Annotated in this window: 17 protein-coding genes; 2 read left to right on the top strand and 15 right to left on the bottom strand. The window is 63.5% G+C overall.

Annotated elements, in window-relative coordinates:
• Positions 1 to 12: 12 nt before the first annotated feature.
• The 13 genes from mraY to VLJ37_12620 all read right to left on the bottom strand — a co-directional run bounded on the left by mraY (position 13) and on the right by VLJ37_12620 (position 15174).
• On the bottom strand, positions 13 to 1089 hold the full coding sequence (gene mraY / locus VLJ37_12680) for a phospho-N-acetylmuramoyl-pentapeptide-transferase (protein ID HSA60527.1): 1077 nt from the start codon (positions 1087 to 1089) through the stop codon (positions 13 to 15).
• Positions 1089 to 2540 carry a UDP-N-acetylmuramoyl-tripeptide--D-alanyl-D-alanine ligase gene (murF, locus tag VLJ37_12675; GenBank protein ID HSA60526.1) on the bottom strand — a complete coding sequence of 484 codons (1452 nt, stop codon included), beginning with the start codon at positions 2538 to 2540 and terminating at the stop codon, positions 1089 to 1091. The genes mraY and murF overlap by 1 nt, the downstream gene beginning before the upstream one ends.
• A complete protein-coding gene (locus VLJ37_12670) occupies positions 2537 to 4027 on the bottom strand; it encodes a UDP-N-acetylmuramoyl-L-alanyl-D-glutamate--2,6-diaminopimelate ligase (GenBank protein ID HSA60525.1) in 1491 nt (496 codons plus the stop codon). Before VLJ37_12670 ends, murF begins: the two co-directional genes overlap by 4 nt.
• Before the next feature lie 4 nt (positions 4028 to 4031).
• Positions 4032 to 6113, bottom strand: coding sequence for a penicillin-binding protein (locus VLJ37_12665; protein ID HSA60524.1), 2082 nt, complete (start codon positions 6111 to 6113; stop codon positions 4032 to 4034).
• The gene (gene ftsL, locus VLJ37_12660) at positions 6110 to 6454 is read right to left on the bottom strand and encodes a cell division protein FtsL (protein HSA60523.1); all 345 of its coding nucleotides are present in this window, start codon (positions 6452 to 6454) and stop codon (positions 6110 to 6112) included. The genes VLJ37_12665 and ftsL overlap by 4 nt, the downstream gene beginning before the upstream one ends.
• The gene (gene rsmH, locus VLJ37_12655) at positions 6451 to 7338 is read right to left on the bottom strand and encodes a 16S rRNA (cytosine(1402)-N(4))-methyltransferase RsmH (protein HSA60522.1); all 888 of its coding nucleotides are present in this window, start codon (positions 7336 to 7338) and stop codon (positions 6451 to 6453) included. The genes ftsL and rsmH overlap by 4 nt, the downstream gene beginning before the upstream one ends.
• The gene (locus VLJ37_12650) at positions 7338 to 7694 is read right to left on the bottom strand and encodes an STAS domain-containing protein (GenBank protein HSA60521.1); all 357 of its coding nucleotides are present in this window, start codon (positions 7692 to 7694) and stop codon (positions 7338 to 7340) included. The genes rsmH and VLJ37_12650 overlap by 1 nt, the downstream gene beginning before the upstream one ends.
• 19 nt (positions 7695 to 7713) lie before the next feature.
• On the bottom strand, positions 7714 to 8154 hold the full coding sequence (gene mraZ / locus VLJ37_12645) for a division/cell wall cluster transcriptional repressor MraZ (protein HSA60520.1): 441 nt from the start codon (positions 8152 to 8154) through the stop codon (positions 7714 to 7716).
• A gap of 212 nt (positions 8155 to 8366) precedes the next feature.
• Positions 8367 to 8723 carry a 4Fe-4S binding protein gene (locus VLJ37_12640; protein HSA60519.1) on the bottom strand — a complete coding sequence of 119 codons (357 nt, stop codon included), beginning with the start codon at positions 8721 to 8723 and terminating at the stop codon, positions 8367 to 8369.
• A 44-nt stretch (positions 8724 to 8767) separates the two neighbouring features.
• Positions 8768 to 10135 (bottom strand): OmpA family protein, encoded by a 1368-nt coding sequence (locus VLJ37_12635; GenBank protein ID HSA60518.1) that lies wholly within the window; start codon positions 10133 to 10135, stop codon positions 8768 to 8770.
• Complete coding sequence (locus tag VLJ37_12630; GenBank protein HSA60517.1) at positions 10135 to 11988, bottom strand: DUF4215 domain-containing protein; 1854 nt, start codon at positions 11986 to 11988, stop codon at positions 10135 to 10137. Before VLJ37_12630 ends, VLJ37_12635 begins: the two co-directional genes overlap by 1 nt.
• A 51-nt stretch (positions 11989 to 12039) precedes the next feature.
• Positions 12040 to 13782 (bottom strand): DUF4215 domain-containing protein, encoded by a 1743-nt coding sequence (locus tag VLJ37_12625; protein ID HSA60516.1) that lies wholly within the window; start codon positions 13780 to 13782, stop codon positions 12040 to 12042.
• Between the two features lie 3 nt (positions 13783 to 13785).
• Complete coding sequence (locus tag VLJ37_12620; GenBank protein HSA60515.1) at positions 13786 to 15174, bottom strand: OmpA family protein; 1389 nt, start codon at positions 15172 to 15174, stop codon at positions 13786 to 13788.
• A 50-nt stretch (positions 15175 to 15224) separates the two neighbouring features.
• Here VLJ37_12620 and VLJ37_12615 point away from each other — a divergent pair, with 50 nt between their 5' ends.
• Together VLJ37_12615 and VLJ37_12610 are read left to right on the top strand one after the other, a co-directional pair.
• Positions 15225 to 16091: a DMT family transporter gene (locus VLJ37_12615; GenBank protein HSA60514.1), complete on the top strand. Its 867-nt coding sequence runs from the start codon at positions 15225 to 15227 to the stop codon at positions 16089 to 16091.
• A 49-nt stretch (positions 16092 to 16140) separates the two neighbouring features.
• Positions 16141 to 17142: a methyltransferase gene (locus tag VLJ37_12610; GenBank protein ID HSA60513.1), complete on the top strand. Its 1002-nt coding sequence runs from the start codon at positions 16141 to 16143 to the stop codon at positions 17140 to 17142.
• Positions 17143 to 17158: 16 nt separating this feature from the next.
• Here VLJ37_12610 and VLJ37_12605 read toward each other — a convergent pair whose 3' ends face one another.
• Together VLJ37_12605 and gltB are read right to left on the bottom strand one after the other, a co-directional pair.
• A complete protein-coding gene (locus VLJ37_12605) occupies positions 17159 to 18646 on the bottom strand; it encodes a glutamate synthase subunit beta (protein HSA60512.1) in 1488 nt (495 codons plus the stop codon).
• Between the two features lies 1 nt (position 18647).
• On the bottom strand, positions 18648 to 22965 hold a 4318-nt coding region (gene gltB / locus VLJ37_12600; GenBank protein ID HSA60511.1), incomplete at its 5' end, for a glutamate synthase large subunit.

Raw genomic sequence — 22965 nt, 5'->3', positions numbered from 1 at the left:
GGGAAGCGGGATTTACCGCAATTTCAGCGTCGAAAGCGCGATCAGCGCGAGCACGAACGAAATGATCCAGAACCTCACGATCACCTTGGGCTCGTCCCACCCCTTCAGCTCGAAGTGGTGATGGATCGGCGCCATCAAGAAGATCCTTTTCCCCGTCAGCTTGAACGACACCACCTGAGTCATGACGGACAGCGTCTCCAGGACGAAAACGCCTCCGATGATGACGAGCAGGAACTCGTTCTTCGTCACTAGCGCCACATAACCAAGCGCGCCTCCCAGCGGGAGCGAGCCCACGTCGCCCATGAAGATTTCCGCGGGATACGTGTTGAACCAGAGAAAACCGATGAGAGCGCCGACCAGCGCCCCGCAGAAAATGGCCAGTTCGCCGCTGCCGGCGACGTACGGAATCTGCAGGTAGGCGGCGATTTTCACGTGGCCCGCGAAGTAGGCGAGCAAGGCGTACGTCATGAAGGCCACGATCGCCGGGCCCGTCGCCAGTCCGTCCAGGCCGTCGGTCAGGTTCACGGCGTTCGACGCCCCGACGATCACGAAGACCGCGAACGGCAGGTACCACCACCCCAGATCCGGACGAAGGGTCTTGAAAAAGGGCAACGCCAGGCTCGTGTCCGGGCTGAAGCAACGGATGAGTGCCCAGGCCGCCGCCGTCGCAAAGAGGATCTGCAGGAGGAGCTTGTATCGGCCGGGGAGCCCCTTGGACGACCCGTAGCGGATCTTGCGGTAGTCGTCATAGAACCCGATGGCCGCGAAGGCCGTGAAGAGCGCGAGCACGATCCACACGGAAAGGTTTTGGAAATCCATCCAGAGGAGAACCGACACGACCGTGCACAGGAGCGTGAGAATTCCGCCCATCGTCGGCGTGCCCGTCTTGGCGAGGTGCGACTGAGGGCCGTCCTTGCGGATCGTCTGCGTCACCTGCCAGCGCTGGAGAAAGAGGATCTGAAAGCGGCCGAACAGAAAATAAACCGCGAGCGAGGTGAGGAGCGCCCCGAAGGTCCGGAATGTTATGTACTTGAAGACGTTGAAGAGGATGACCTCGCCGGCGAGGGGATATAAGAGGTGGTAGAACATTAGGTGGTGCCCCCCGTAGGGGCATGGCGCGCCATGCCCCTACCCATAAGATCTTCCGTCACGCGCTCCATCTTCATTCCCCGGGAGCCTTTCACGAGAACGACGTCCTTGGCCTTGAGGAGCGACCGGATCATGGGGAGCGATTCCTCGACCTGCCCGAACGAAAACGACGACGACTTGGCGAGCCCCGCCCGCCGCGCGCCTTTCACCAGGTCCTCCGCGTGAGGGCCCACGGCGAAGAGGAGCTTGACCCCGGACCGCGCGGCCGCCCCGCCGACCTCGCGGTGGCAGGACGCCGCCCAGCGGCCCAACTCCAGCATTTCGCCCAGGACCGCCACCCGCCTGCGGCGGGGACCCAGTTCCTTGAGGAAATGGAGCGACGCCTCGGTGGAATCGGGATTGGCGTTGTAGCAGTCGTTGACGACGTCGATTCCCTTGGCGAGACGGACGATCTCCATCCGCTTCGACCCCGCGTGAAAACGCGAAAGGGCGGATCTCATCTTGGAGACGGGCACGTCGAAGCGATCGCCCACCGCGATGGCGGCGAGCGCATTCGAAACGTTGTGGCGCCCGGGCACGCCGAGGGAAAACGCCGCCGTCTTGCCCCATTTCTTTCCAACGACGCGGGCGTCGAAACGGACCCCCTTCAAGCCTTCGGCCTTCACGCGGATCGCCCGGTAGTCCGCCTTCGGGGAGAGCCCGAAGGTGGCGGCCCGCGCCCCGCGGCGACGGGCGGCCCTGGCGAACTCGGGCGTGAATCGTCCTCCCCCGGAGGCGTCGGCGTTCAGGACGGCGAGCCCCCCCTCGGGGAGACGCGCGATCAGCTCGCCCTTGGCCCGGGCCACGTTGGCGAGTCCCCCAAGACCCTCCAGGTGGGCCCGGGCCACGGTCGTCACGACGCCCACGCTCGGTGAGGCGATCTCCGCGAGCCGGTCGATTTCGCCCAGACGGTTCATCCCCATTTCCACCACCGCCATCTCGTGCTCCGGCCGGAGCCGGAAGAGAGTGAGCGGAAGCCCGATCAGGTTGTTGAAATTCCCCTCGGTCTTCAGCACGCGGTACGCGGCGGCGAGCACGGCCGCGGTCATGTCCTTGGCCGTCGTCTTGCCGTTGGAGCCCGTGATCGCGACGACGGGAATCGGAAACCGCCTCCGCCAGAAATGCGCCAGGTCGCCCAGGGCCGTCAGGGTGTCTCGGACTTCGATCAGGTTCCTGAAGTCCGGATTCGGCTCCTCGGCCCCCTCCTGGACGATCGCGGCCGCCGCTCCTTTGGCGAACACGTCCGCCAGATACTGGTGCCCGTCGTGGCGCTCGCCCTTGAGCGCGACGAAAAGGTCTCCCGCCTGAAGGGCGCGCGAATCGGTCGAGACGCCGGTCGCGGCCTCGTCGGGATCCCCCGCGACGAGCCGGCCGCCGACGGCGTTCAGAATTTCGCCGACCGTGAGCCTCATGATTTCAAGATCCCCCTCAAGATTTCATGGTCACTGAAGCGGAACTTTTTCGTCCCGATGATTTGGTAGTCCTCATGCCCCTTCCCGGCGACGAGGACGAAGTCGCCCGCCTTCGCGATCCTGACCGCCTCCCGGAGGGCCTTTTCCCGGTCGACGATCCGGAGGATACGGTCGGCGGGGAAACGAACGTCTTTCAGCCCGGGCAGGATTTCGTCGATGATCGCCTCGGGCTCTTCCGTCCGGGGATTGTCGGAAGTCACGATCACGAAGTCCGAAAAGCGCCCCGCCTCCCGTCCCATGAGGGGCCGTTTGGAGCGGTCGCGGTCGCCGCCGCAACCGAACACCGTGATCAGGCGCTTGCCCTTCTTCTCCGCAAGTCCCTTGAGGGTCGCCGCGACGCGTCCGACGGCGTCCGGTGTGTGCGCGTAATCGACGAACACGTTAAGGCCGCGTCCGTTCGGTATCCTCTCGAGGCGTCCCGGCACGCAGCCGAGGGCCGCGATGCCCTTGACGATGGCCGCGTCGTCGACGCCCAGCCCGCGGGCCGCGCCGATCGCCACCAAAACGTTTTGAAGATTGTACGACCCGATCAGGGGCGAGCGGACCTGAAGAGCCGATCCGCCGCAGACGACCTCCGCCTCGATCCCCTCCTCGCTCAGCCGATGGGACCGGCAGAAGACGTCCGCAGGCCCCTCGACGGAGACCGTCGCCCTCTCCACCGATTTGGGAAGCCCGCGCGTGATCTTGGCTCCGCGCGGGTCGTCCAAGTTCACCACCGCGGAGCGGCTGGTCTTGAGGCTCGCGGCGAGGAAACGGGTGAAGAGGGTCTTTTTCGCCTCGAAGTATTCGTCGAGTCCCGCGTGATAATCGAGATGGTCCTGGGTGAGGTTGGTGAAGGCGGCGACGTCGAAGTGCACGCCGCGAACCCGCTCCATCGCGAGCGCGTGCGACGAGACCTCCATCACGACGTCGGTGACTCCTTCCTCCACCATGCGCGCGAAAAGCGCCTGAAGATCGACGGACTCGGGCGTCGTGTGCGGGGCCGGAAGGACCTGGCCGCCGTAACGGTAATTGACGGTGCCCAAGACGGCGGGTTTCCGGCCCGCCACGTTCAGGATGGATTCGAGCAAATAGGTCACGCTGGTCTTGCCGTTGGTTCCCGTCACACCGGCCACGCGCAACTTGAGCGACGGCTCGCCGTAGAAGCGCGCCGCGAGGTCGGCCAGGGCCGCGCGCGGATCCGCCACCACGAATTGCGGCACGCTCCCCTGGGGGTCGGCGTTCCGCCGGACCACGGCGGCGATCGCTCCCTGTTTGACGGCGTCCGCCACGAAGTCATGGCCGTCGAGTTTTTCGCCGGGGATCGCGACGAACAGGAATCCCTTCTCCACCTTGCGGGAGTCCTGCGTCACGCCGCGCACCTTCGCGCCCTTCAGGGGTCCGATGACCCGCTTGACGCGGATGGTCTTCATGAGTTCTTGCAACATCACGTTAGTCCGCCCTGAAAACGATCTTGCAGCCTTCCCCCTTCCGCGCCGGACTCCCCGGCGCGGGGGACTGCGACTCGGCGACGCCCGATCCCAACACCTGGCACTTGAGCTTCCGCTCGTCCAAGATCGCCAACACCTTTCGCTTCGAAAGCCCCCGGAAATCCGGAACGCTCTGGGGAAGCGCCGCCGGCGCGTCCGCCAATCCCGCCGGCACGACCAGACCCGCCTGGACCAAGACCTTCTCCGCGGCGTTCGCCAATTTTGCCGACAGTTTCTTCTCCGTCTTGGCTTTCTTGGACGCTTCCCCTTTGGCGACCGTAACGCCGGGGCTCTCGGATTTCCCCGGCGACGTCTCCGGCGGCACGCCCAGGTCGGTCAGGGCGGCCCAGGCGATTTCTTTGAAGACCGGAGCGGCGACGAGCCCGCCATAGATCTCGCCCTTGGGCTCGTTCACCATGACCAGGACGACGAACCGAGGCGCGTCCGCCGGAACGACGCCCACGAACGAGCTCACGAACTTGTCGTGCGAATATTTTCCGTTCACGACCTTCTGGGCCGTGCCCGTTTTTCCCGCCACCGTGTAACCCGGCAAGGCCGCCCGCGTGGCGGTGCCGCCCTCCTCCGTCACGCCTTTCATGATCTGGAGCATCAGGCGCGCCGTCGCGGGCCCGACCACCCTCGCGGCCTCCTCCGGGTCGTTCTTTTGGATCGTCCGGCCCTCGGCGTCCGTGACGCGCGAGACCACGTAGGGCTTCATGCGCACGCCGCCGTTGGCGAACGCCGCGTACGCCGAGGCCAGCTGCAGAGGCGTCGTGAGCAGTCCCTGGCCGAAGGAGATGTTGGCGAAATCGATTTCCTGCCAGGACTTGGAAGGACGGACGGAACCCGCGATTTCTCCGGGATAGTCGATACCCGTCTTGCGGCCGAACCCGAACTTCTCGACGGTTTCGGCGAAGAGCTTCTTGCCCAATTTCTTGCCCACCTTGTAGATGCCGATGTTCGAGGAAACCTTGATGATCTGGCGGACCGACAGCATGCCGTATTTCTCGTGATCGTGGATGACGTGGTCGCCCACCTTGAGGTTCCCGTTCTCGCAGAAGAACCTGTCATCGGGACCCACCGCGCCGTCCTCCAGGGCCGCCGCCGCGAGGATCGGCTTGAAGGTCGACCCCGGTTCGAAGGAGTCGGTCACGGCGATGTTCCTCCAGGAGCCGACGTCGTAGGACTGATAGGCGTTGGGATTGAAGGTGGGATAGGAGGCCATGGCGAGAATCGCGCCAGTCGCCGGATCGAGGACGATCGCCGTGCAGGACTTGGCGTCGTACTTGTCGCAGGTTTGATTGAGCTCCCGCTCGGCGGCGTACTGGATGTTCTTGCGCAGCGTCAGGTGCAGGTGGTTGGGCTCACGCGACTCCCGGCCCAGGGCCGAGCCCAGGGTCTCCAGTGTCTCGAACATCCGTCCGTGTGCGTCGCGGTAGGCGGTGGAATCGGCCGCCGATCCCTTGAGATCGCGGTCGTAGAAAAGCTCGATGCCGCTCAGCCCCTCGTTGTCGATCCCGACCGCGCCCAAAATCTGGCTGGCCACCTCGCGGTTGGGATAAAAGCGCTTTGAGCCCTTGACGAGCTCCACGCCGTCCGCGGCCAGATCCTTCGACACGGCCTCCAACTCATCCTTCTCCCGGGGACTCAAATACCTCTTGATCCAAACGTATTTCTTTTCGGAGGACAGCTTTTCCTCCAGGTCCTTGGCCGGCATTTTCAAAATGCCCTTCAAACGGGCGGAGAGGGCCGCCTTGTCCCTGGCCTTGCCCGGACGAACCGCCAGGGCGTACGAGGGGACGCTCACGGCGAGCTCGTTCTCGGAGGCGTCGTAGATGTTGCCGCGGGGAGGAGCTTCGGGGATTTTCGTGCGGTACTGATTCTGGGCGATCCGGACGAGCTTGGGGTCGCGCGAGAGGTGAAGATGGAGTCCGCGGTAAACGAGGGCCGTGAAGCCGAGAAAGAAAAGAAAGACGACCACGGCGATGCGCTTTTTCTTGGTTCTCGCCCCTCTGTCTTTCGTGAAGACTGTTTTCTTTTTCACGGTTTTTCTTTTTTCAAATAGACGATCTGGCTTTCGGTCGGGCGCTGCAGGCCCATCTGCTTTGCGATCTGTTCGAGGCGCTGCGGCGACCTGAGCGTCGCCGCCTCCACCATGAGCGAACGGTTGTCCTCCTTGAGCTTGTTCCGGCTCACCTCCAGGCTTCTCAGGCGGTATCCCGTCTCGACGACCTGGACGCGCGTCCACACGTAGCCAAGGCTGAAGACGAAGATGAGCGCCACGTAGACGAGCGCCCCCTTGAGCAGGCGGCGCATCTTGAGCTTCTGTGTCACCGCCAGGCCGCGGCGGCGGATGCGCGTCTGGGGCATGAAGGCCGTTCTCACGACGACGCCTCCGTCTTTTCGGCGACCCGCAGTTTCGCGGAACGGGACCGGGGATTGTCCCGGACCTCGTCCTCCGAAGGCGTCAACGGTTTCTTGGTCAGGCGTCGGAGCGCGCCCAGCCGTTCCGCCTCGACAAACGCCCGCTTGACCCTTCGGTCCTCCAGCGAATGGTAGGAGAGGATGGCGAGTCTGCCGCCGGGCGCGAGCGCGGCGGGCGCCCGATGAAGGAGCGCATCGAGCCGGTCCAGCTCGCCGTTTACCGCGATCCTCAAGGCCTGAAACGTCCGCGTCGCCGGGTGAATCCGTCCCGCGCCGCGCGGAACGGCGCGCGAGACGATCCCGGCCAGCGCCGCCGTTGTTTCGATCGGTTGTCTCCGCCGTGCCTCCAAGATCCTCCTCGCGATCCTCCTCGCAAACCGCTCTTCGCCGTACTCCTTCAAGACCCGCTCCAGTTCCTTCTCCGAGACCTCCGCCAGGTAATCCGCCGCGGTTATGCCTTCTCCCGGGTCCATCCTCATGTCGAGCGGGGCGTCCTTGGCAAAACTGAATCCCCTCTCAGCCCGGTCGAGCTGCAGGGACGACACCCCGAGATCGGCGAGGATGCCGTCGACCCGCCGAACGCCCAGAATCCTCATGGCCGTCTCCAGGTCCTCGAAGGATCCGTGATGGAGGACGACCCTCGCGTCCCCGGCCAGCCGCTCCCGAGCCTGCTCCAGAATGTCGGAATCCCTGTCGATGCCGAGGAGCCTTCCTCCGGCGCCCAAGCGCTTGAGAATTTCCCCGGCGTGCCCGCCCGCCCCCACGGTCGCGTCGACGTAAACGCCGTCCGGCTTCGTCACCAAGAGATCCACCGACTCGCGAACCAACACCGCGCGGTGAACCATCAATGCAACCGGCCCGCTCTCAGAAGCGGATTCTGAAAACTCAAGACCGCGTCCGCGACCGAGTCGTACGTCTCGAAGCGCCGGTCCATGCCCGTCAAGATCAGGATCTGCCGGTTGTGAGGGTTGACGTTGGCGAGCTTGATGCCGCCCGCCGCGCCCGCCGTGATCTCCGCAAGCCCCCACAACTGGCCCAAAATGCCGTAATGGATGTGCTCGACCTGAGAGAGGTCGATGACGATCTTCCTCCAATCGGAGCTCAAGGATTTTCGGATTTTTTCCAAGAGAGCGCGCCCGTCGACGTGATCCAGCTCGCCGGAGGGGTTGAAGATCGACACGTCGTCCACCTGCATGAACATGAAATTCTCCCAGCGGCCCCTAAAGACCGAGATCCGCGAGTTTCTCGCCCATGGCGTTCAAGTCGTGCTCCGCCTGCTCGAAGATTTTTTGCCACTTCTCCTTCGCCCAAATTTCGAAACGGTTGGTCATCCCGACGATGACGACGTCCTGATTCAAGTCGGCGTATTTGCGCAACGTCGTGGGAATGATGATGCGCCCGTTGGGATCGACGGGGCACTCGCTCGCGGCCGAGATGAAGAAGCGCTGCAAGGCCTTCACCTCCGGCTTGAACTGAGGAAGCGCGGCCACCTTGTCCTCGACGGCCTTCCACTCGCGGACCGGATAGGCCCACAAACACTGGTCGAAATTGGTCAGGATCAAACGTTCGTCAAAATGCGCGACCAAAATCTCCCGGAACTTGGAAGGAATGGACAGACGGCCCTTCGGATCGATGGTATGTTCGTATCGCCCGCGAAACACAAATAACCCCTTTATGGAACTTTGTGGGATTATATGGAACGAGCGTGCGAAGTCAACGAAAATCTATAGCTAATCTATTGAAATTTCAAAGGAATTTCGATTTCTATCCACACTTGTTTATAATTAAAATTATACTTAAAAGATAATAAGTTATATCATCTATCTCGATTAAATCGAGATTGTTAAACCTAAGTCACTAAATTTCAATGGGATTAGAGAAGGCCTTCGTGAAAAGGCTCGGGAATCACGCCGTCCAGGGGTTTCGCGGCCTCGATTTCCTCGGGGGCGAGCTTGTAGACGTGGATGGCGTCGTAGGGGCAATTCTGTTCGCAGAGTTTGCAGCCGATGCAGGTCTCGATGTTGACGTGGACGATTTGCAGGACGCCCGGAACCTGCTCGCCTTCCTTCATCACCAGGCATTCCGGCACCGGACACCAATGGACGCAGTACTCGCAGCCCGTGCAGGCGTCGCGCTCGACCAGCGCCTTCATCTTGGGTTTCGCCGCTTTCTCGGGCTTGGCCGCCGGCTTGGGGGCCTCGGCCGGCGCGGATTCGGTGGCTTCCATCATAGGAGTTAACCTTAGGGGATCTCGACTCGCCCTGTCAACGCAGTCTACTTCTTGTCCTTGATCGGATCGCCTTCCTGGAAGGTGGGTGACTCCTCGCCCTTCTTTTTCACCTTTATGTGGGCCCCGGACTTGATCTGAAGATGGAATTCCACGCGGCGATTCTGAGCCCGGCCGGATTTGGTCGCGTTGTCGGCGATCGGGGCGCTCTCGCCCATGCCGACGGCGGTCACCTTGTCGGCCGGATACCCCTTGTCGGTCATGTAGGTCCGCACCGCGTTCGCGCGCTGGTCGGATAGTTTCTGGTTGTAGGCATCCGAACCCACGCTGTCGGCGTGCCCCTCCACACGCACGCTCTCGATTTCGGGACGGCCCTGGATGGAGGCCAGGATCTCGTCGATGACGGGGTAAGACTCGGGCCGGATCGCCGCCTTATTGAACGCAAAGTGAATGCGGTTGGTCGTGATGACTTCCTCTTGGGCCGGCGCGGGCTCCGGAGGCGGCGGTGCGGCCTTCTCTTCGCGCGGATGGCGATAAGCCACCGTCAGGAAGGCCCTAAAATCAGGCGCGCCCGCGCCGTCCTGCAGGCCTGTCCCCGCGCCCGCCGTCACAGCCAGCTTGTCGATCGGGAAAAACCGCAGGGCGCCGTTCAGTTCGAGGTTCCGGTTGTTCGAATCGAAGAAATTGTCGAACGTCGTCCAACCGTTCACGTCGACGATGCCTTCCAGCTTCTTCTTGACGATGGCGACGTTGCCCGCCGCGCTGTACAGGAGCTGATGCCCGATCGTCGTCCCGGGACTCAACGTGACTTCGTCCCGGAGCTGCGCGCCGACATTCAGCGCCAGGGAGACTCGGTCCGCGATCCGCTTGGAATCCAAAACCGCGAGCGCACCGCCCGTGAATTTTCCGTTGCCGACAAAATGGCTGTCGCTTCCCGTCGGGAAGGTGACGAAAGGCACCACGGACAGTCCGACGGGATGTTTTTCGTTGTCCACAATCCGCGCCTTGAAATCCAGGCGGACGTCGCCCATGCGGGCCCCATCGTCCGAAATGGGGGGAGCGATCCGGGTGAACCGTTGAAGGGGGACGAAGCTCACGTTCAGTCCCACGTTCAACCAGTCGGCGACGCCCAAGGCCCCTCCCGCCTGCAGGGCGATCTGATCGTCGATGACGTCTTGAATGCGGGCCCCCGCGGCGTTTTTCAAGACGAGCGAGTCGTTCGAGAATTCCGTCGTCAGTCCCGCGGCCCATCCCCACTTTCCGAGCGTCTGCGACTGCTGGGTGACCAGGAAGTAGCCGTGGTCATCGGCCGGCTTGAAGCTCAACGAATCGAAACTCGTCGCCGCCGGCGACGCGACGGGAAGAAGGGCCGCGCAGGCGGAGACAAGAATGAAAAGAAGGCTGCGGACTTTCATCAAGGCGTCCTAATGAGGCTGCACCCGCCGTCGCCCAGAAGGAGGATCAAGGACGGCTCCACGGCGCAGGTGGAGGAGCAGCCGTCGTTATTCGTCTTATTGCCATCGTCGCAACCCTCGCCGGCGTCAAGGGTTCCGTCGCCGCAAAACGGCTCCAGCGTGCAATCGGCCGCGCATCCGTCGCCGGCGATCGTATTGCCGTCGTCGCACTCCTCGCCGGATTGCAGGATGTCGTCCCCGCACGCCGGAATCACCTCGTTCGTGCAATTCGCCGAACAGCCGTCGCCGTCGGCGACGTTTCCATCGTCGCACTCTTCGCCCGCATCCAGCACGCCGTTGCCGCACGCCTCAATCTGGCACGTGTCGTTGCAGCCGTCACCGTTGGTCAAATTGCCGTCGTCGCACTCCTCGGTCGGAGCGACAAAGCCGTCGCCGCAGCCTCCCAATTCGAAGGCGCCGATGTCACAACGGGCCGGGGACGGCCCAGCCGGACCGCCGTCCAGGGGACGGGGCGCGTTGCGCTGGTCCCTCGTCAGGGCGCTGCCCGAGTTGGCGTCGTTCGTGAAGCACCCCGCCGGGTTGGCGGCGTCGATGGCGGGGCTCACGAACGGGGTCGTCAACAGCGCATGCGTCTGGGTCGGCCCACCGTTGTTGGCCAACGGACCGAGGCGGGCGTTGATGGGGCTCCCCGCCGTCCCAACCTGATCGCCGGTCCCCGTAAAGGACCCGTCACAGCCGGTCTCGTTGCCGATCAGGCTGAAACCTTCGGAATTGATCACCGCGGAGCCGATGGTGACGCAATCCGGGGTCAGTGTGCCGGTGGTGCTCGCATCCGTATTTCCGGCGATGATGGTGTTTCTCAGATTCAATTCGTCGCTGGTCACGACGAGCGCCGTGAGCGCCGGCACGATCTGCCCCTCGACGGCGACACCGCCTCCATCCCCGCTGAAGAACCCGCCGAAGTCCGCCGTGTTGGCCGTGATCGTCGCGTTCATCAGAATGGCCGTCGCCGGGCAAGCACCCGAGAAGACATAGAGACCGCCCCCGTTGCCAGCGCCGTCCGTGCCCACGGCCCGATTGCCGCTGATCGTGCTGTCGACGACCCTCACCTCCCCGCTGCTGCTACTGATGCCGCCGCCGTTGCCCTGTGAGCCGTTCCCCGTGGAATCGCCGGCCGTGTTCCCGCTGACGGTGCTGTTCGTGATCAAGATGTCTGTGCCCAGGCAAACGTTCGTGTTCCCGATCCCGCCCCCGTCAAATCGGGACTGGTTCGTTCGAACCGTGCTCTCGTCGATCGTCAGCGAGCCGTTGTTGTAGATGCCGCCGCCCTCGTCGGCGGCGTTCTGCTCCACGACGGAATCGTTCATCGTCAAGGACGCCAGATTTCCGATCCGGATTCCGCCGCCGTCCCCCCCGACGCCGCACCCGTCAAAGTCCTCCTGCGCCGTCCCGTCCCGGACCGTGACCCCGTTGATCGTCACCGTCGGCGTGAAGACCGACTGCGACACGAGGTCGAAGACACGGTCAACGTCGTTGCCGTCGATGATCGTCGTGGCCACACCGGTCCCGTTGATCGTCAACGTCTTGCCGGGGGTCGTGGTAAAGATGTCGATATCGCCATCGTCGTTGAAGTTTTCGCAGGTCGACGCGATCTGGATGGGAAAGGTCCCCGCAGGCAACGTGATCACGTCGTTGGTCGATGTGGCGTTGGATGCGCTGATGGCCTCCCGAAGCGAACAGTCGGCATTGCAGGTCCCGTCGGCCGTATCCGCCGTTTTGGTGACCGTGAACGTCGCCGCCCAAGAGGCGCCGCTCCACAGGAGAAAGACGGTCAGGATCACGATGTGTTTCATTGTCATAGACTCCCTTTGTCGTTCGTTCATCTTAATCGCCCGCGCGAATTCTCATCGAATCAAACTGCACCCGCCGTCGCCCAGAAGGAGGATCAAGGACGGCTCCACGGTGCAGGTGGAGGAGCAGCCGTCGTTATTCGTCGTATTGCCATCGTCGCAGCCCTCGCCGGCGTCAAGGGTTCCGTCGCCGCAGGCCGGCGGAGGCGCCTCGTCGAGGCAATCCGCCGAGCAACCGTCCCCGTCCACGGTATTCCCGTCGTCGCACTCCTCACCTGCCTGAATAATGTCGTCGCCGCAGGCGGGGATGACCTCATTGGTGCAATTGGCGGAGCAGCCGTCGCCGTCCACCAGGTTGCCGTCGTCGCATTCCTCCGTTCCTTGAACGATCCCGTCGCCGCAGGCCTCGATCGTGCACGTCGCGCTGCAACCGTCGCCGTCGGTCAGATTCCCGTCATCGCACTCCTCGGGCGACAGAAGGAAGCCGTCGCCGCAGCCGCCCAGCTCGAAGGCCCCGATGTCGCAGCGGGCCGGAGAGGGACCCGCGGGGCCGCCGTCGCGGGGACGGGGTGAACCCCTTTGATCCGTGTTCAAGAGAACGCCGTTGTTGGCGTCGTTCGAGAAACAGCCTGCCAAATTGGCCGTATCGATCGCGGGGCTCACGACGGGAGACGTCAAGAGCGCATGGGTGGGGGTCGGGCCGCCGTTGTTCGCTAAGGGACCCAATCGTGGATTGATAGGACTGCCGCTGGTTCCGACTTGATCGTTCGGTACGGTAAACAATCCGTCGCATCCTGTTTCATCTCCGATGAGATTGAAGTCCTCTGAGGTCAGTATGCCGGATTCCAAATAACAATCAGGATTCGGTGTGCCAAGATCGCTGTCGATATTGCCCGCAATAATCGTGTTCCTGACCCGAAGCTCATTTTCACCTCCGGCATCTGGAATAGAAACCCCGCCCCCGTTATCGGCTGTGTTGCCCGTCACGGTCACATTGCGGAGGTTCGCAATCCCATAGCCACTGGCGTCGATTCCTCCACCATAGCCGGCCGCCTCGTTTCCGCTGATGGTACTGTTGATCACCGTCGTGACGGTATTGGACGCGCTGTAATAATTCTCGATGCCGCCTCCGTCGGCCGTCGCTATATTGCCGTTAATCGTGGAGTCCTCAATGGTTACCAGGTCTTCGTTGTAGATCCCCCCACCCGTCGAGGCCGTGTTGACCCTCACTACGACCCTTCTGAGGGTCACTTCTGCGGGATCCACGCTAGAGCCAGAGGCGACTCGGATTCCCCCTCCATCGCTAAGGGGGCCATCGCATGTGCTTGCGGTTCCATTCTGAATGACCAAGTCGGTCATCAACACAGTCGGCGAAGTCGGATCGAACGGAATATCAAAAACCCGGTCGATGTTGCCGGCATCGATGCACGTTGAACCCGGATCGCAAACACCGTTCGGCGTCGGATCCGCACCGGCGCCTACGATGGTCAGGTCGTCCCGAATATCGAGATCCCCGTCTTCAGCGTCGTCCTCGCAGGACGTCCCCAAAATGGCGCTGAACGAATAAAGCCCCGCCGGAAGGTTAATAACGTCGGCGCCCGAACCCGCCACGCAGGCATCCTCGGCGGCATTCGAATCGTTATTCGCCGAAATGATCGCCTCTCTTAAGGAGCACGTCGTATTATCCGTTGTCTCGTCCGTCGTTGTGTTGACGTTGATCGTCGCCGAATGTGCCCACCCGGCGGTCAGTAGAACCGCCAAGGCCGTCCCGGCAAAAATTATCTTTTTTGACGTCATAAACTACCTCGCCTTCTTCCTGGACGGCGCCGGTTCCGACGACCCATCGATGTAGGTCGGCGCCTCTTGCTCCTCCTTGAGGACCTTCACCTTGGACCCGGGGCGGATCGAAAGGTGGAACTCGACGCGGCGGTTTTCAGCCCGTCCCGCCGGATTGTCTTTGCCGTTGATGTCGTTCGGTGCGATCGGTTCGCGCTCGCCCTTGCCCACGGAGGAGAGCTTGGAGCGCGGCACCCCGTGGCTAACCAGGTACTCCATGACGGCCGCGGAGCGTCGTTCCGAGAGGCTCAAGTTGTACTCGTCCGAGCCCTTGGAGTCCGTATGTCCTTCCACGCGGACGGCCTCGACGTCATCGCGGCTCTTCAGCAGGGCCACGATGTTGTCCAGGATCGGGTAGGAGGACGGCTTGATGACCGCCTTGTCGAACTCGAAGTGGATCTTGTTGGTGCGGATGACCTCCTCCTTCGGGGCCTCGACGTGCTCTTCCGGCGGGTGGCGGTAGGCGATGCTCGCGAACACGCGGTAATCGGGGGCGCCGATGGCGTCCAGAATGCCCGTGCCGCCTCCGACGGTGGCCGCCCAGTGCCGGGCGAAGAGCCATCGGACCGCCCCGTTGCCCTCGAGATTGCGGATGTTGTTCTTCCAAAAATTATCGAAGGGGGTCCAGCCGCTCACGTCGGCGATCAGCTGGACCTTCGGATGGACCGCGTAGTTGACGCCCGCGCCGACCAGGAACTGGTCGTCGACGGACGTGCCGGAGGTGAGCGCCGCCCCGCTCCGGATCTGGGCCCCGACGTTCAACGCCGCCGAGAACTTGTCGCGGATGCGGGGGGTGTCGATGACGAGCACGCCGCCGCCCGTCACCTTGCCGTTGCCCGTAAAATGGGAGTCGCTGCCCGTGGGAAGGGTCACGAAGGGGACCAGGGCGATACCGACGGGGTATTTATCGTTGTCCAGAATCCGTCCCTTGAGGTCGACGCGGATGTCCCCCATCCGGGCCCCGTTGTCGCCGATGTTGGTTCCGATGGAGTTGAACTCCTGAAAGGGAACGAATTCAACGAGGACGCCGGCGTTCAGCCAGTTGAAGAGGCCCAAGGCACCGCCCGCGTGGAGGGTGATCTCCTTCTCGACCACGTCGTTGATCCGTGCCCCCGTCGACGTCCTGGCGATAACCGAGTCGTTACTGAACTCGGCGAGCAAGCCCGCCGCGTATCCCCACTGGCCGAGGGTCTGCGACTGTTGCGTCGTCAGGTAGAAACCCTGGTCCGTGGCCGGCTTGAAGCTGATGCTGTCAAAGCTGGCCGCGGCGTGAAGGGCGCCGGGGAGGAACAGACACGCGGCAATGAGCCACAAAATCACCTTGGATTTATTGGATTTGAAGGAGAAGAACATAGAAAGAGGCCTCCTGTCGTTTGTGTGGGGGGATTTATAGGAGCATCGAGGTGAAGAGTCAATTTCGGAATCGTGCGGAGGCGTTGATTATCGGCGCCTCGTTCTTCTTCGTGTCGATGGCGGCTTGCGTGAAAGGCGTTTCGGGCCGCATGCCGGTGTACGAGACCGTCTTCTTCCGGGCCTTCGTCTCGGCGGTGGCCTTGGGCGGCCTCATGAAGGCCCGCGGAACCGGATTTCGCGCGAAGAACCTGACCCTCATGCTCACGCGGTCGCTCTCCGGCTTCGCCGCCATGAGTTGCAACTTCTATGCCCTGGGAAAGCTCTCGTTCGGGGACGCGTGCACCCTCGTGAACACGTTTCCCGTCTTCGCCGCCCTTTTCTCCTTCCTTTTTCTGGGAGAGCGTCCGACCCGCGCGTTGTGGGTCCTGATCGCCCTCTCCTGGGCGGGCATCCTCATGATCTTGAGGCCGCAGTTCCACTTCTTGAACTTCGCCGGCTTCATCGCCCTCCTGGCGGCGATCTTTTCGGCGGTGGTCATCGTCGTCATCCATCAGACGCACGAGACGGACCCTTCGCTCCGAATCGCCTTCTATTTCACGGCCCTCTGCGCCTTCATCGCCTTTCCCCTGATGATGCAGGACTACGTCCCGCCCAACGCCCGGGAATGGGCCCTCCTCCTCGGCGCGGGTGTCTTGGGGACGGGCGGGCAGATCCTGATGACCCATGCCTACGGACTGGCCGACGTCTCCCGGCTCGCGCCGCTCTCCTACGTGGCCGTCGTCCTCTCGTTCGTGGCCGGGATGCTGTTTTGGGGAGAAATCCCCTCACTCTGGTCGGTCGCCGGAAGCGCGGTGGTCATCCTGGGCTGCGTGCTGATCGCCCGGTTGGGAAAACAGCCGCCGACGGCAGTGGATTAGGGATTCGCACTTGGTATAAAATTCCTTCCTCAGAAAACAAGGAGGCGCCATGAACGACCAGCAGCCGACGCCGGAAAAGGTCATGCGGATCGTGACGGGAGGTTGGGCCTGCAGCATCCTGGGATCGGCGGTCATCCATTCACTCTTTCGGCACCTGGAAGGCGAGGGGCTCTCCGCCAAGGAGGTGTCGCAAAAATCGGGAATTTCGGGCCGTGGGGCTCAAGCCCTCCTGGACGGACTGTTGGGGTTGGGCTTGATCGACTTGAAAGACGGCCGTTACCGCAACACGCCGGATGCATCGACGTATCTGGTGGAAGGCAAGCCGACCTACTTGGGCGGGATGGCCAAATTGAACTACCTTGATTTCGAACGCTGGAGCACGCTGGCGGAGGCCGTCAAGAGCGGCGCCCCTCAAATCAAAAACACGAGCGATACGCCGGAGAATCCGTATTGGGAAATGCTCGTGCCCTCCATTGCCGCACTCTCCTTCCCCGTCGCTCAGATGGCGGCCGACCGGCTGGGGCTGGCAAAAGCCGGTCCGGTCAAGTGGCTGGATATCGGCGGGGGCTCGGGCATCTATTCGGCGGTGTGGCTTGGGCTCAACCGCCAGGCCACGGGCTTCCAACTCGACTGGCCCAACGTCAACCGGATCGCCCGCGACTTCGTGGGCAAGTTCGGCGTCGCCGACCGGTTCAAGACCATCGACGGCGATTTCCACACGGCCCGCCTGGACGACGGGGCTTACGACTTCCTGATCTACTCGCACATCGCCCACCAAGAGACGCCGGAGAGCAACCTGGCCGTCTTCAAAAAGTTCCGGAAGGCCCTGAAGCCCGGTGGCACGCTCGTGATCAGCGACTTCGTGGTGAACGACGACCGGACCGCCCATCATCCGTTCGCCCTCATGTTTTATTCGGTGATGCTCCTGCAGACGCCTGGCGGGGCGACCTATCGCCAGTCGGACTACCGGAACTGGTTGAAGGAGGCGGACTTCAAGACCGTCTCGATCGAGCCGACGCCGACTCCGGCGACTCTGATTTTTGCACAATAATCCGGGTGGAAGGAGATTAGGGCAGGTTCGTCGAGCCCATGAGGTAGCGGTCGCATTCGCGCGCCGCCTCGCGGCCTTCCTTGATCGCCCAGACGACCAGGCTCTGGCCGCGGCGCATGTCGCCGGCGGCGAAGACGCCCTTCACGCTCGTCGCGTACTTGCCCTCCTCCGCCTTGGCGTTCGTGCGCGGGTCGCGCTCGACGTTCAACTGCGAAAGGACCGCGTCCTCGGGGCCGAGGAATCCCATGGCGAGAAGGACCAGGTCCGCCTTCCAGACCCTTTCCGTCCCCGGGACCTCCCGGAACGGGGGCCCCCCGTTGCTGCCGGGCACCCATTCGACGTCGACGGTATGAAGTTCCTTTATTCTTCCGTCGACGTCGCCGATGAATTTCTTGGTGAGGATGCAATAGACGCGCGGGTCGGCGCCGAACTTTGCGGCGGCCTCCTCCTGGCCGTAATCCATCTTGTAAACCTTGGGCCACTGGGGCCAGGGGTTGTCCGCCGCGCGCTCCAGAGGCGGCTGGGGGAGGATCTCGAACTGCACGAGGCTCTTGCAGCCGTGGCGCAGGGACGTGCCCACGCAGTCGGTGCCGGTGTCTCCGCCGCCGATGACGATCACGTTCTTCCCCCTCGCGTCGATGAACTTTCCGTCCTCATGACCGCTGTCCAACAGGCTCTTCGTGTTCGCCGTCAGGAACTCCATCGCGAAATGGACCCCCTTCAGGTTCCGGCCTTCGATCGGCAGATCGCGCGGCTTGGTCGCGCCCCCGCAGAGGACGACGGCGTCGAAGTCCTGTTGCAGCTTCGCGGCCGGGATGTCCTTGCCGATCTCCGTGTTCGTGACGAACCTGACCCCCTCGGCGGCCATCAAGTCGATCCGGCGCTGGACGACCTCCTTCTTGTCGAGCTTCATGTTCGGAATGCCGTACATCAGCAGCCCGCCGATCCGGTCCGCGCGCTCGAAGACCGTCACGGCGTGGCCCGCCTTGTTGAGCTGCGCCGCCGCCGAGAGCCCCGCCGGGCCCGAACCCACCACGGCCACCTTCTTGCCGGTGCGTCTGGCGGGCGGCTGGGGCGTCACCCAGTCCTCCTCAAAGCCGCGGTCGACGATCGCGCATTCGATGCTCTTGATCGTCACCGGCGGCTCGTTGATCCCCAGGACGCAGGACCCCTCGCAGGGCGCGGGACAGACCCGTCCCGTAAAGTCCGGAAAATTGTTCGTCTTGTGCAAGCGCTCGAGCGCCTCGCGCCAGAGGCCCTTGTAGACCAGGTCGTTCCACTCGGGGATCAGGTTGTTGATGGGGCAGCCGGAGGCCATGCCGGCGAGCAACGTGCCTGTGTGGCAGAAGGGCACCCCGCAATCCATGCAGCGCGCGCCCTGCTCCCTGAGTTTCTCCTCCTCCATGTGGAGGTGGAACTCGTTCCAGTCGCCGACCCGCGCGGCTGGGGAACGGTCTTCCGGCAGTTCGCGCCTGTATTCGATGAATCCCGTCGGTTTTCCCATATTAGTTCCCCGATGCCCGCGCCAGGTTCCGCGCGTTTTCCTTGAACGCCGCCATGACGGCCTCATCGCCGCTCATGCCGGCCTTCGTGACCCGGTCCATCGCCTCCAAGACGCGCTTGTAGTCGCGCGGCATGATCTTGACGAACTTGGGCAACTCTTCCTTCCAGGACGACAGCACCTTCCAGGCCTTTTGGCTGCGCGTGTAATCATAGTGCTTCTTGATCATGGACTTCACCGCCTCGGCCTCGGAGTCGTCGATTTTTTCCAAATCCACCATCTCCTTGTTGCAGTGGTTGGCGAAGTCGCCGCGTTCGTCGAGCACGTAGGCGATGCCGCCGGACATGCCCGCGGCGAAGTTCCGCCCGGTCGGGCCCAGCACGACGACGCGTCCGCCGGTCATGTACTCGCAGCCGTGGTCACCCACCGATTCCACCACCGCATGCGCACCGCTGTTGCGGACGCAGAATCTCTCGCCCGCCATCCCATGAATGTAGGCCTCGCCGCCCGTGGCCCCGTAGAAGGCGACGTTGCCGATCACGATGTTCTCCTCGGGCACGAACGTCGAACCCTTGGGCGGCGTCACGACGATCTTGCCGCCCGAGAGGCCCTTGCCCACGTAGTCGTTGGCGTCGCCCTCGAGGATGAGCGTCATGCCTTTCGGGATGAAGGCCCCGAAGCTCTGTCCCGCCGAACCCTGGAACGTGAGTTGGATCGTGTCTTCCGGCAACCCTTCGGCCCCGTATTTCCGCGTGACCTCGCTCCCCGTGATCGTGCCGACCACGCGGTTGACGTTGCGGATCGGGAGGGTGGCCGCGACCTTCTCCCCCCGCTCGATCGCCGGCTTGCAGAGATCGAGCAACGCCGTCGCGTCCAGCGACTGGTCGATCCCGTGGTCCTGCGCGATCTGGCAGTAGCGGCCGACGTCATCGGCCACCTTGGGACGGTAGAGGATGTTGGTGAGGTCCAGTCCCTTCGCCTTCCAGTGCTCGATCGCCTTCTTGGGCTCGATCAGGTCCGTCCGCCCGACGAGCTCGTTGACCGTCCTCACGCCCAGCTTGGCCATGATCTCCCTCATCTCCTGGGCGACGAAGCGCATGAAGCGGACGACGTGTTCCGGATCGCCCGTGAATTTCTTGCGGAGCTCCGGGTTTTGCGTCGCCACGCCCACGGGGCAGGTGTCCAGGTGGCAGACCCGCATCATGATGCAGCCCATCACGACCAACGGGGCCGTCGCGAATCCGAATTCCTCCGCGCCCAAGAGCGCCGCGACGACCACGTCCCGGCCCGTTTTGAGCTGCCCGTCCGTCTCGACAACGATCCGGCTCCGGAGGTTGTTCAAGACGAGCGTCTGGTGCGTCTCCGCGAGCCCCAGCTCCCACGGGAGCCCCGCGTGCTTGATCGACGTCTGCGGCGAGGCGCCCGTGCCCCCGTCGTGCCCCGAGATGAGGACGACGTCCGCGTGCGCCTTGGCGACTCCCGCAGCGACCGTCCCGACGCCCACCTCGGCGACGAGCTTGACGTTGATGCGGGCCCGCGTGTTCGCGTTCTTGAGGTCGTGGATCAGCTCCGCCAGGTCTTCGATCGAATAGATGTCGTGGTGGGGCGGCGGCGAAATGAGCCCCACCCCCGGCGTGGAGAGACGGACCTTCGCGATCCACGGATACACCTTGGTGCCCGGGAGCTGGCCGCCCTCGCCGGGCTTGGCGCCCTGGGCCATCTTGATCTGGAGCTCCTGCGCCTTGACCAGGTACTGGCTCGTCACGCCGAAACGCCCCGAGGCCACCTGCTTGATCGCGCTGTTTTTGGAGTCGCCCTTCTCGTTCGTCCAGACGTAGCGTTCCGGGTCCTCGCCTCCCTCGCCGGTGTTCGACTTGCCGCCGATCCGGTTCATGGCGACTGCCAGAGACTCATGGGCCTCCTTGCTGATCGACCCGTAGCTCATGGCGCCGGTCTTGAAGCGCTTGCAGATGGACTCCACTGATTCGACCTCGTCGATCGGGATCGGCTTGTCCGGAAACTTGAACTCGAGCAGCGCCCGCAGCGTCGCCAGACGCTCGGACTGGTCGTCGACGAGTTTGGAGTACTCCTGAAACACCTTAAAGCTGTTCGTGCGGCAGGCGAGTTGCAGTTTGTGGACGGTTTGCGGGTTGAAGAGATGGTGCTCGCCATCCTTCCGCCATTGGTATTGGCCGCCCGGGTCCAGCGCCGCAACGTCCTCGGAGCGGTCGCGGAAGGCGCTCTGATGGCGCAGGGCGACCTCCCTGGCGATGACGCCGATCCCGACGCCGGCGATCCGCGAGGCCGTGCCCGTGAAATACTTGCCGACGACCGAATCGTTCAACCCGACCGCCTCGAAGATCTGGGCTCCGCGGTAACTTTGGATCGTGGAGATTCCCATCTTGGAGAGAACCTTCACGACGCCCTTCATCGCGGCCTTCAAATATTTTTTGACGGCCTCTTTGTGTTCGATGTCGGTCAAAATGCCCTGTCGGATCATGTCGTCCAGGGTCTCGAAGGCGAGGTACGGATTCACCGCGCCCGCGCCGTAGCCGATGAGCAGTGCGAAGTGATGCACCTCGCGCGGCTCGCCGGATTCGATGACCAGGCCGACGCGCGTACGCTTGCCCTCGCGGATCAGATGGTGATGCAGGCCGGCGGTGGCGAGCAGGGCCGGGATCGGGGCGTGGTCCTTGTCCACCCCGCGGTCCGAGAGGATGATGATCTTCGCTCCGTCCTCGATCGCGCGGTCCGCGGCCTTGTAAATGTCCTCCATCGCCTTCTCGAGCCCCTTCCCGTCGTCCCTGGGGTCGAAGAGCATGGGAAGGGTGACGGTCTTCTCGAATCCGGGCCGCTTCACGTGGCGGAGCTTGCCCAGCTCCTCGTTGCTGATCACCGGCGACTTCAGTTTGATCTGCCGGCAACTCTCGGGCTTGGGATCGATCAAGTTCCCTTCGGGACCGATGGTGGTCTCGGTCGCCGTGATCAATTCCTCCCGGATCGCGTCGATCGGCGGGTTCGTCACCTGGGCGAAGAGTTGCTTGAAGTAGTTGTAGAGGATCTGGGGCCTCTCCGAGAGGACGGCCAGGGGCGCGTCGTTCCCCATCGAGCCGATCGCCTCGACGCCGCTCTTGGCCATCGGCGCCATCACGATCCGCAGGTCCTCGAAGGTGTAACCGAAGGCCCGCTGCCGCTGGAGCACGGTCTCGTGGTCGGGCTCCGGCAGGTGGGGGGCGTCGGGCAGCTTCTCAAGCGGAACGAGGTTGTCCTTGAGCCAGACCTCGTAGGGGTGCTCCCTCGAGATCCTTTCCTTCAGCTCCTCGTCCCCGATGATCCGGCCTTGTTCCATGTTGATGAGGAACATGCGGCCCGGCTGGAGGCGCCCCTTCTGCAAAACTCGCTCCGGCGCGATGTCGAGCACCCCCACCTCGGACGCCATGACGACCAGGCCGTCCTTGGTGACGTAGTAGCGGGACGGGCGGAGGCCGTTCCTGTCCAGGACGGCGCCGATCTGCGTGCCGTCCGTGAAGGCGATCGAGGCCGGTCCGTCCCAGGGCTCCATGAGGCAGCCGTGGTACTCGTAGAACGCCTTTTTCTCCGGGCTCATGCTCTCGTGGTTCGACCACGGCTCCGGGATCATCATCATCATCGCGTGCGGGAGCGAGCGGCCGGCCAGGACGAGGAACTCGAGGGCGTTGTCGAACATGGCCGAGTCGCTGCCGTCCTCGTTGATGATGGGAAAAACCTTTTTCAGGTCTTTCCCGAAGAGGTCGCTTTCCAGCATGGCCTGCCGCGTGTGCATCCAGTTCACGTTCCCGCGCAGCGTGTTGATCTCGCCGTTGTGGGCGATGTAGCGGTACGGGTGCGCGAGCTCCCAGCTCGGGAACGTGTTGGTCGAGAAGCGCGAGTGCACCAGCGCGATCGCGCTCTCGAGGCGCTCGTCGAGCAGGTCCGGGTAGAAGGTCCGCAGCTGCGAGGCGTTGAGCATGCCCTTGTAGACGATGGTCCGGCAGCTCAGCGAGGGGATGTAGAAGTCTCCGCGCGAGGGGATGGCCGAACGCGAGGCGGCCTTCTCGGCCAGGCGGCGCACCACGTACAGCTTGCGCTCGAAGGCGAGGTCGTCCTCGAGCGCCTCCGGACGGCCCACGAACGCCTGCCGCATCACGGGCTCGGCGGCCCGCGCGCTCCGGCCCAGGGACGAGTTGTCGGTCGGGACGTCGCGCCAGCCGAGGAAGGGCACGCACTCCTCGAGGGCCGTCTTCTCGAACAGCTCCTCGCAGCGGCGGCGGACCTCGGGGTCCCTGGGCAGGAACACCAGGCCC

The organism is bacterium, from assembly GCA_035454885.1.
Lineage (GTDB): Bacteria > UBA10199 > UBA10199 > JACPAL01.
The sequence above is the reverse complement of the archived record's forward strand: the minus strand, read 5'-3'. Positions and strand labels throughout refer to the sequence as shown.

Bases quoted from the DNA above. Each gene is read 5' to 3' on its own strand.
- rsmH (HSA60522.1), bottom strand. From the start codon at position 7,338: ATGGTTCACCGCGCGGTGTTGGTTCGCGAGTCGGTGGATCTCTTGGTG.
- VLJ37_12625 (HSA60516.1), bottom strand. From the start codon at position 13,782: ATGACGTCAAAAAAGATAATTTTTGCCGGGACGGCCTTGGCGGTTCTA.
- VLJ37_12650 (HSA60521.1), bottom strand. From the start codon at position 7,694: ATGTTCATGCAGGTGGACGACGTGTCGATCTTCAACCCCTCCGGCGAG.
- VLJ37_12620 (HSA60515.1), bottom strand. From the start codon at position 15,174: ATGTTCTTCTCCTTCAAATCCAATAAATCCAAGGTGATTTTGTGGCTC.
- VLJ37_12640 (HSA60519.1), bottom strand. From the start codon at position 8,723: ATGATGGAAGCCACCGAATCCGCGCCGGCCGAGGCCCCCAAGCCGGCG.
- VLJ37_12610 (HSA60513.1), top strand. From the start codon at position 16,141: ATGAACGACCAGCAGCCGACGCCGGAAAAGGTCATGCGGATCGTGACG.
- murF (HSA60526.1), bottom strand. From the start codon at position 2,540: ATGAGGCTCACGGTCGGCGAAATTCTGAACGCCGTCGGCGGCCGGCTC.
- mraY (HSA60527.1), bottom strand. From the start codon at position 1,089: ATGTTCTACCACCTCTTATATCCCCTCGCCGGCGAGGTCATCCTCTTC.
- VLJ37_12630 (HSA60517.1), bottom strand. From the start codon at position 11,988: ATGAAACACATCGTGATCCTGACCGTCTTTCTCCTGTGGAGCGGCGCC.
- VLJ37_12635 (HSA60518.1), bottom strand. From the start codon at position 10,135: ATGAAAGTCCGCAGCCTTCTTTTCATTCTTGTCTCCGCCTGCGCGGCC.
- VLJ37_12605 (HSA60512.1), bottom strand. From the start codon at position 18,646: ATGGGAAAACCGACGGGATTCATCGAATACAGGCGCGAACTGCCGGAA.
- VLJ37_12670 (HSA60525.1), bottom strand. From the start codon at position 4,027: ATGTTGCAAGAACTCATGAAGACCATCCGCGTCAAGCGGGTCATCGGA.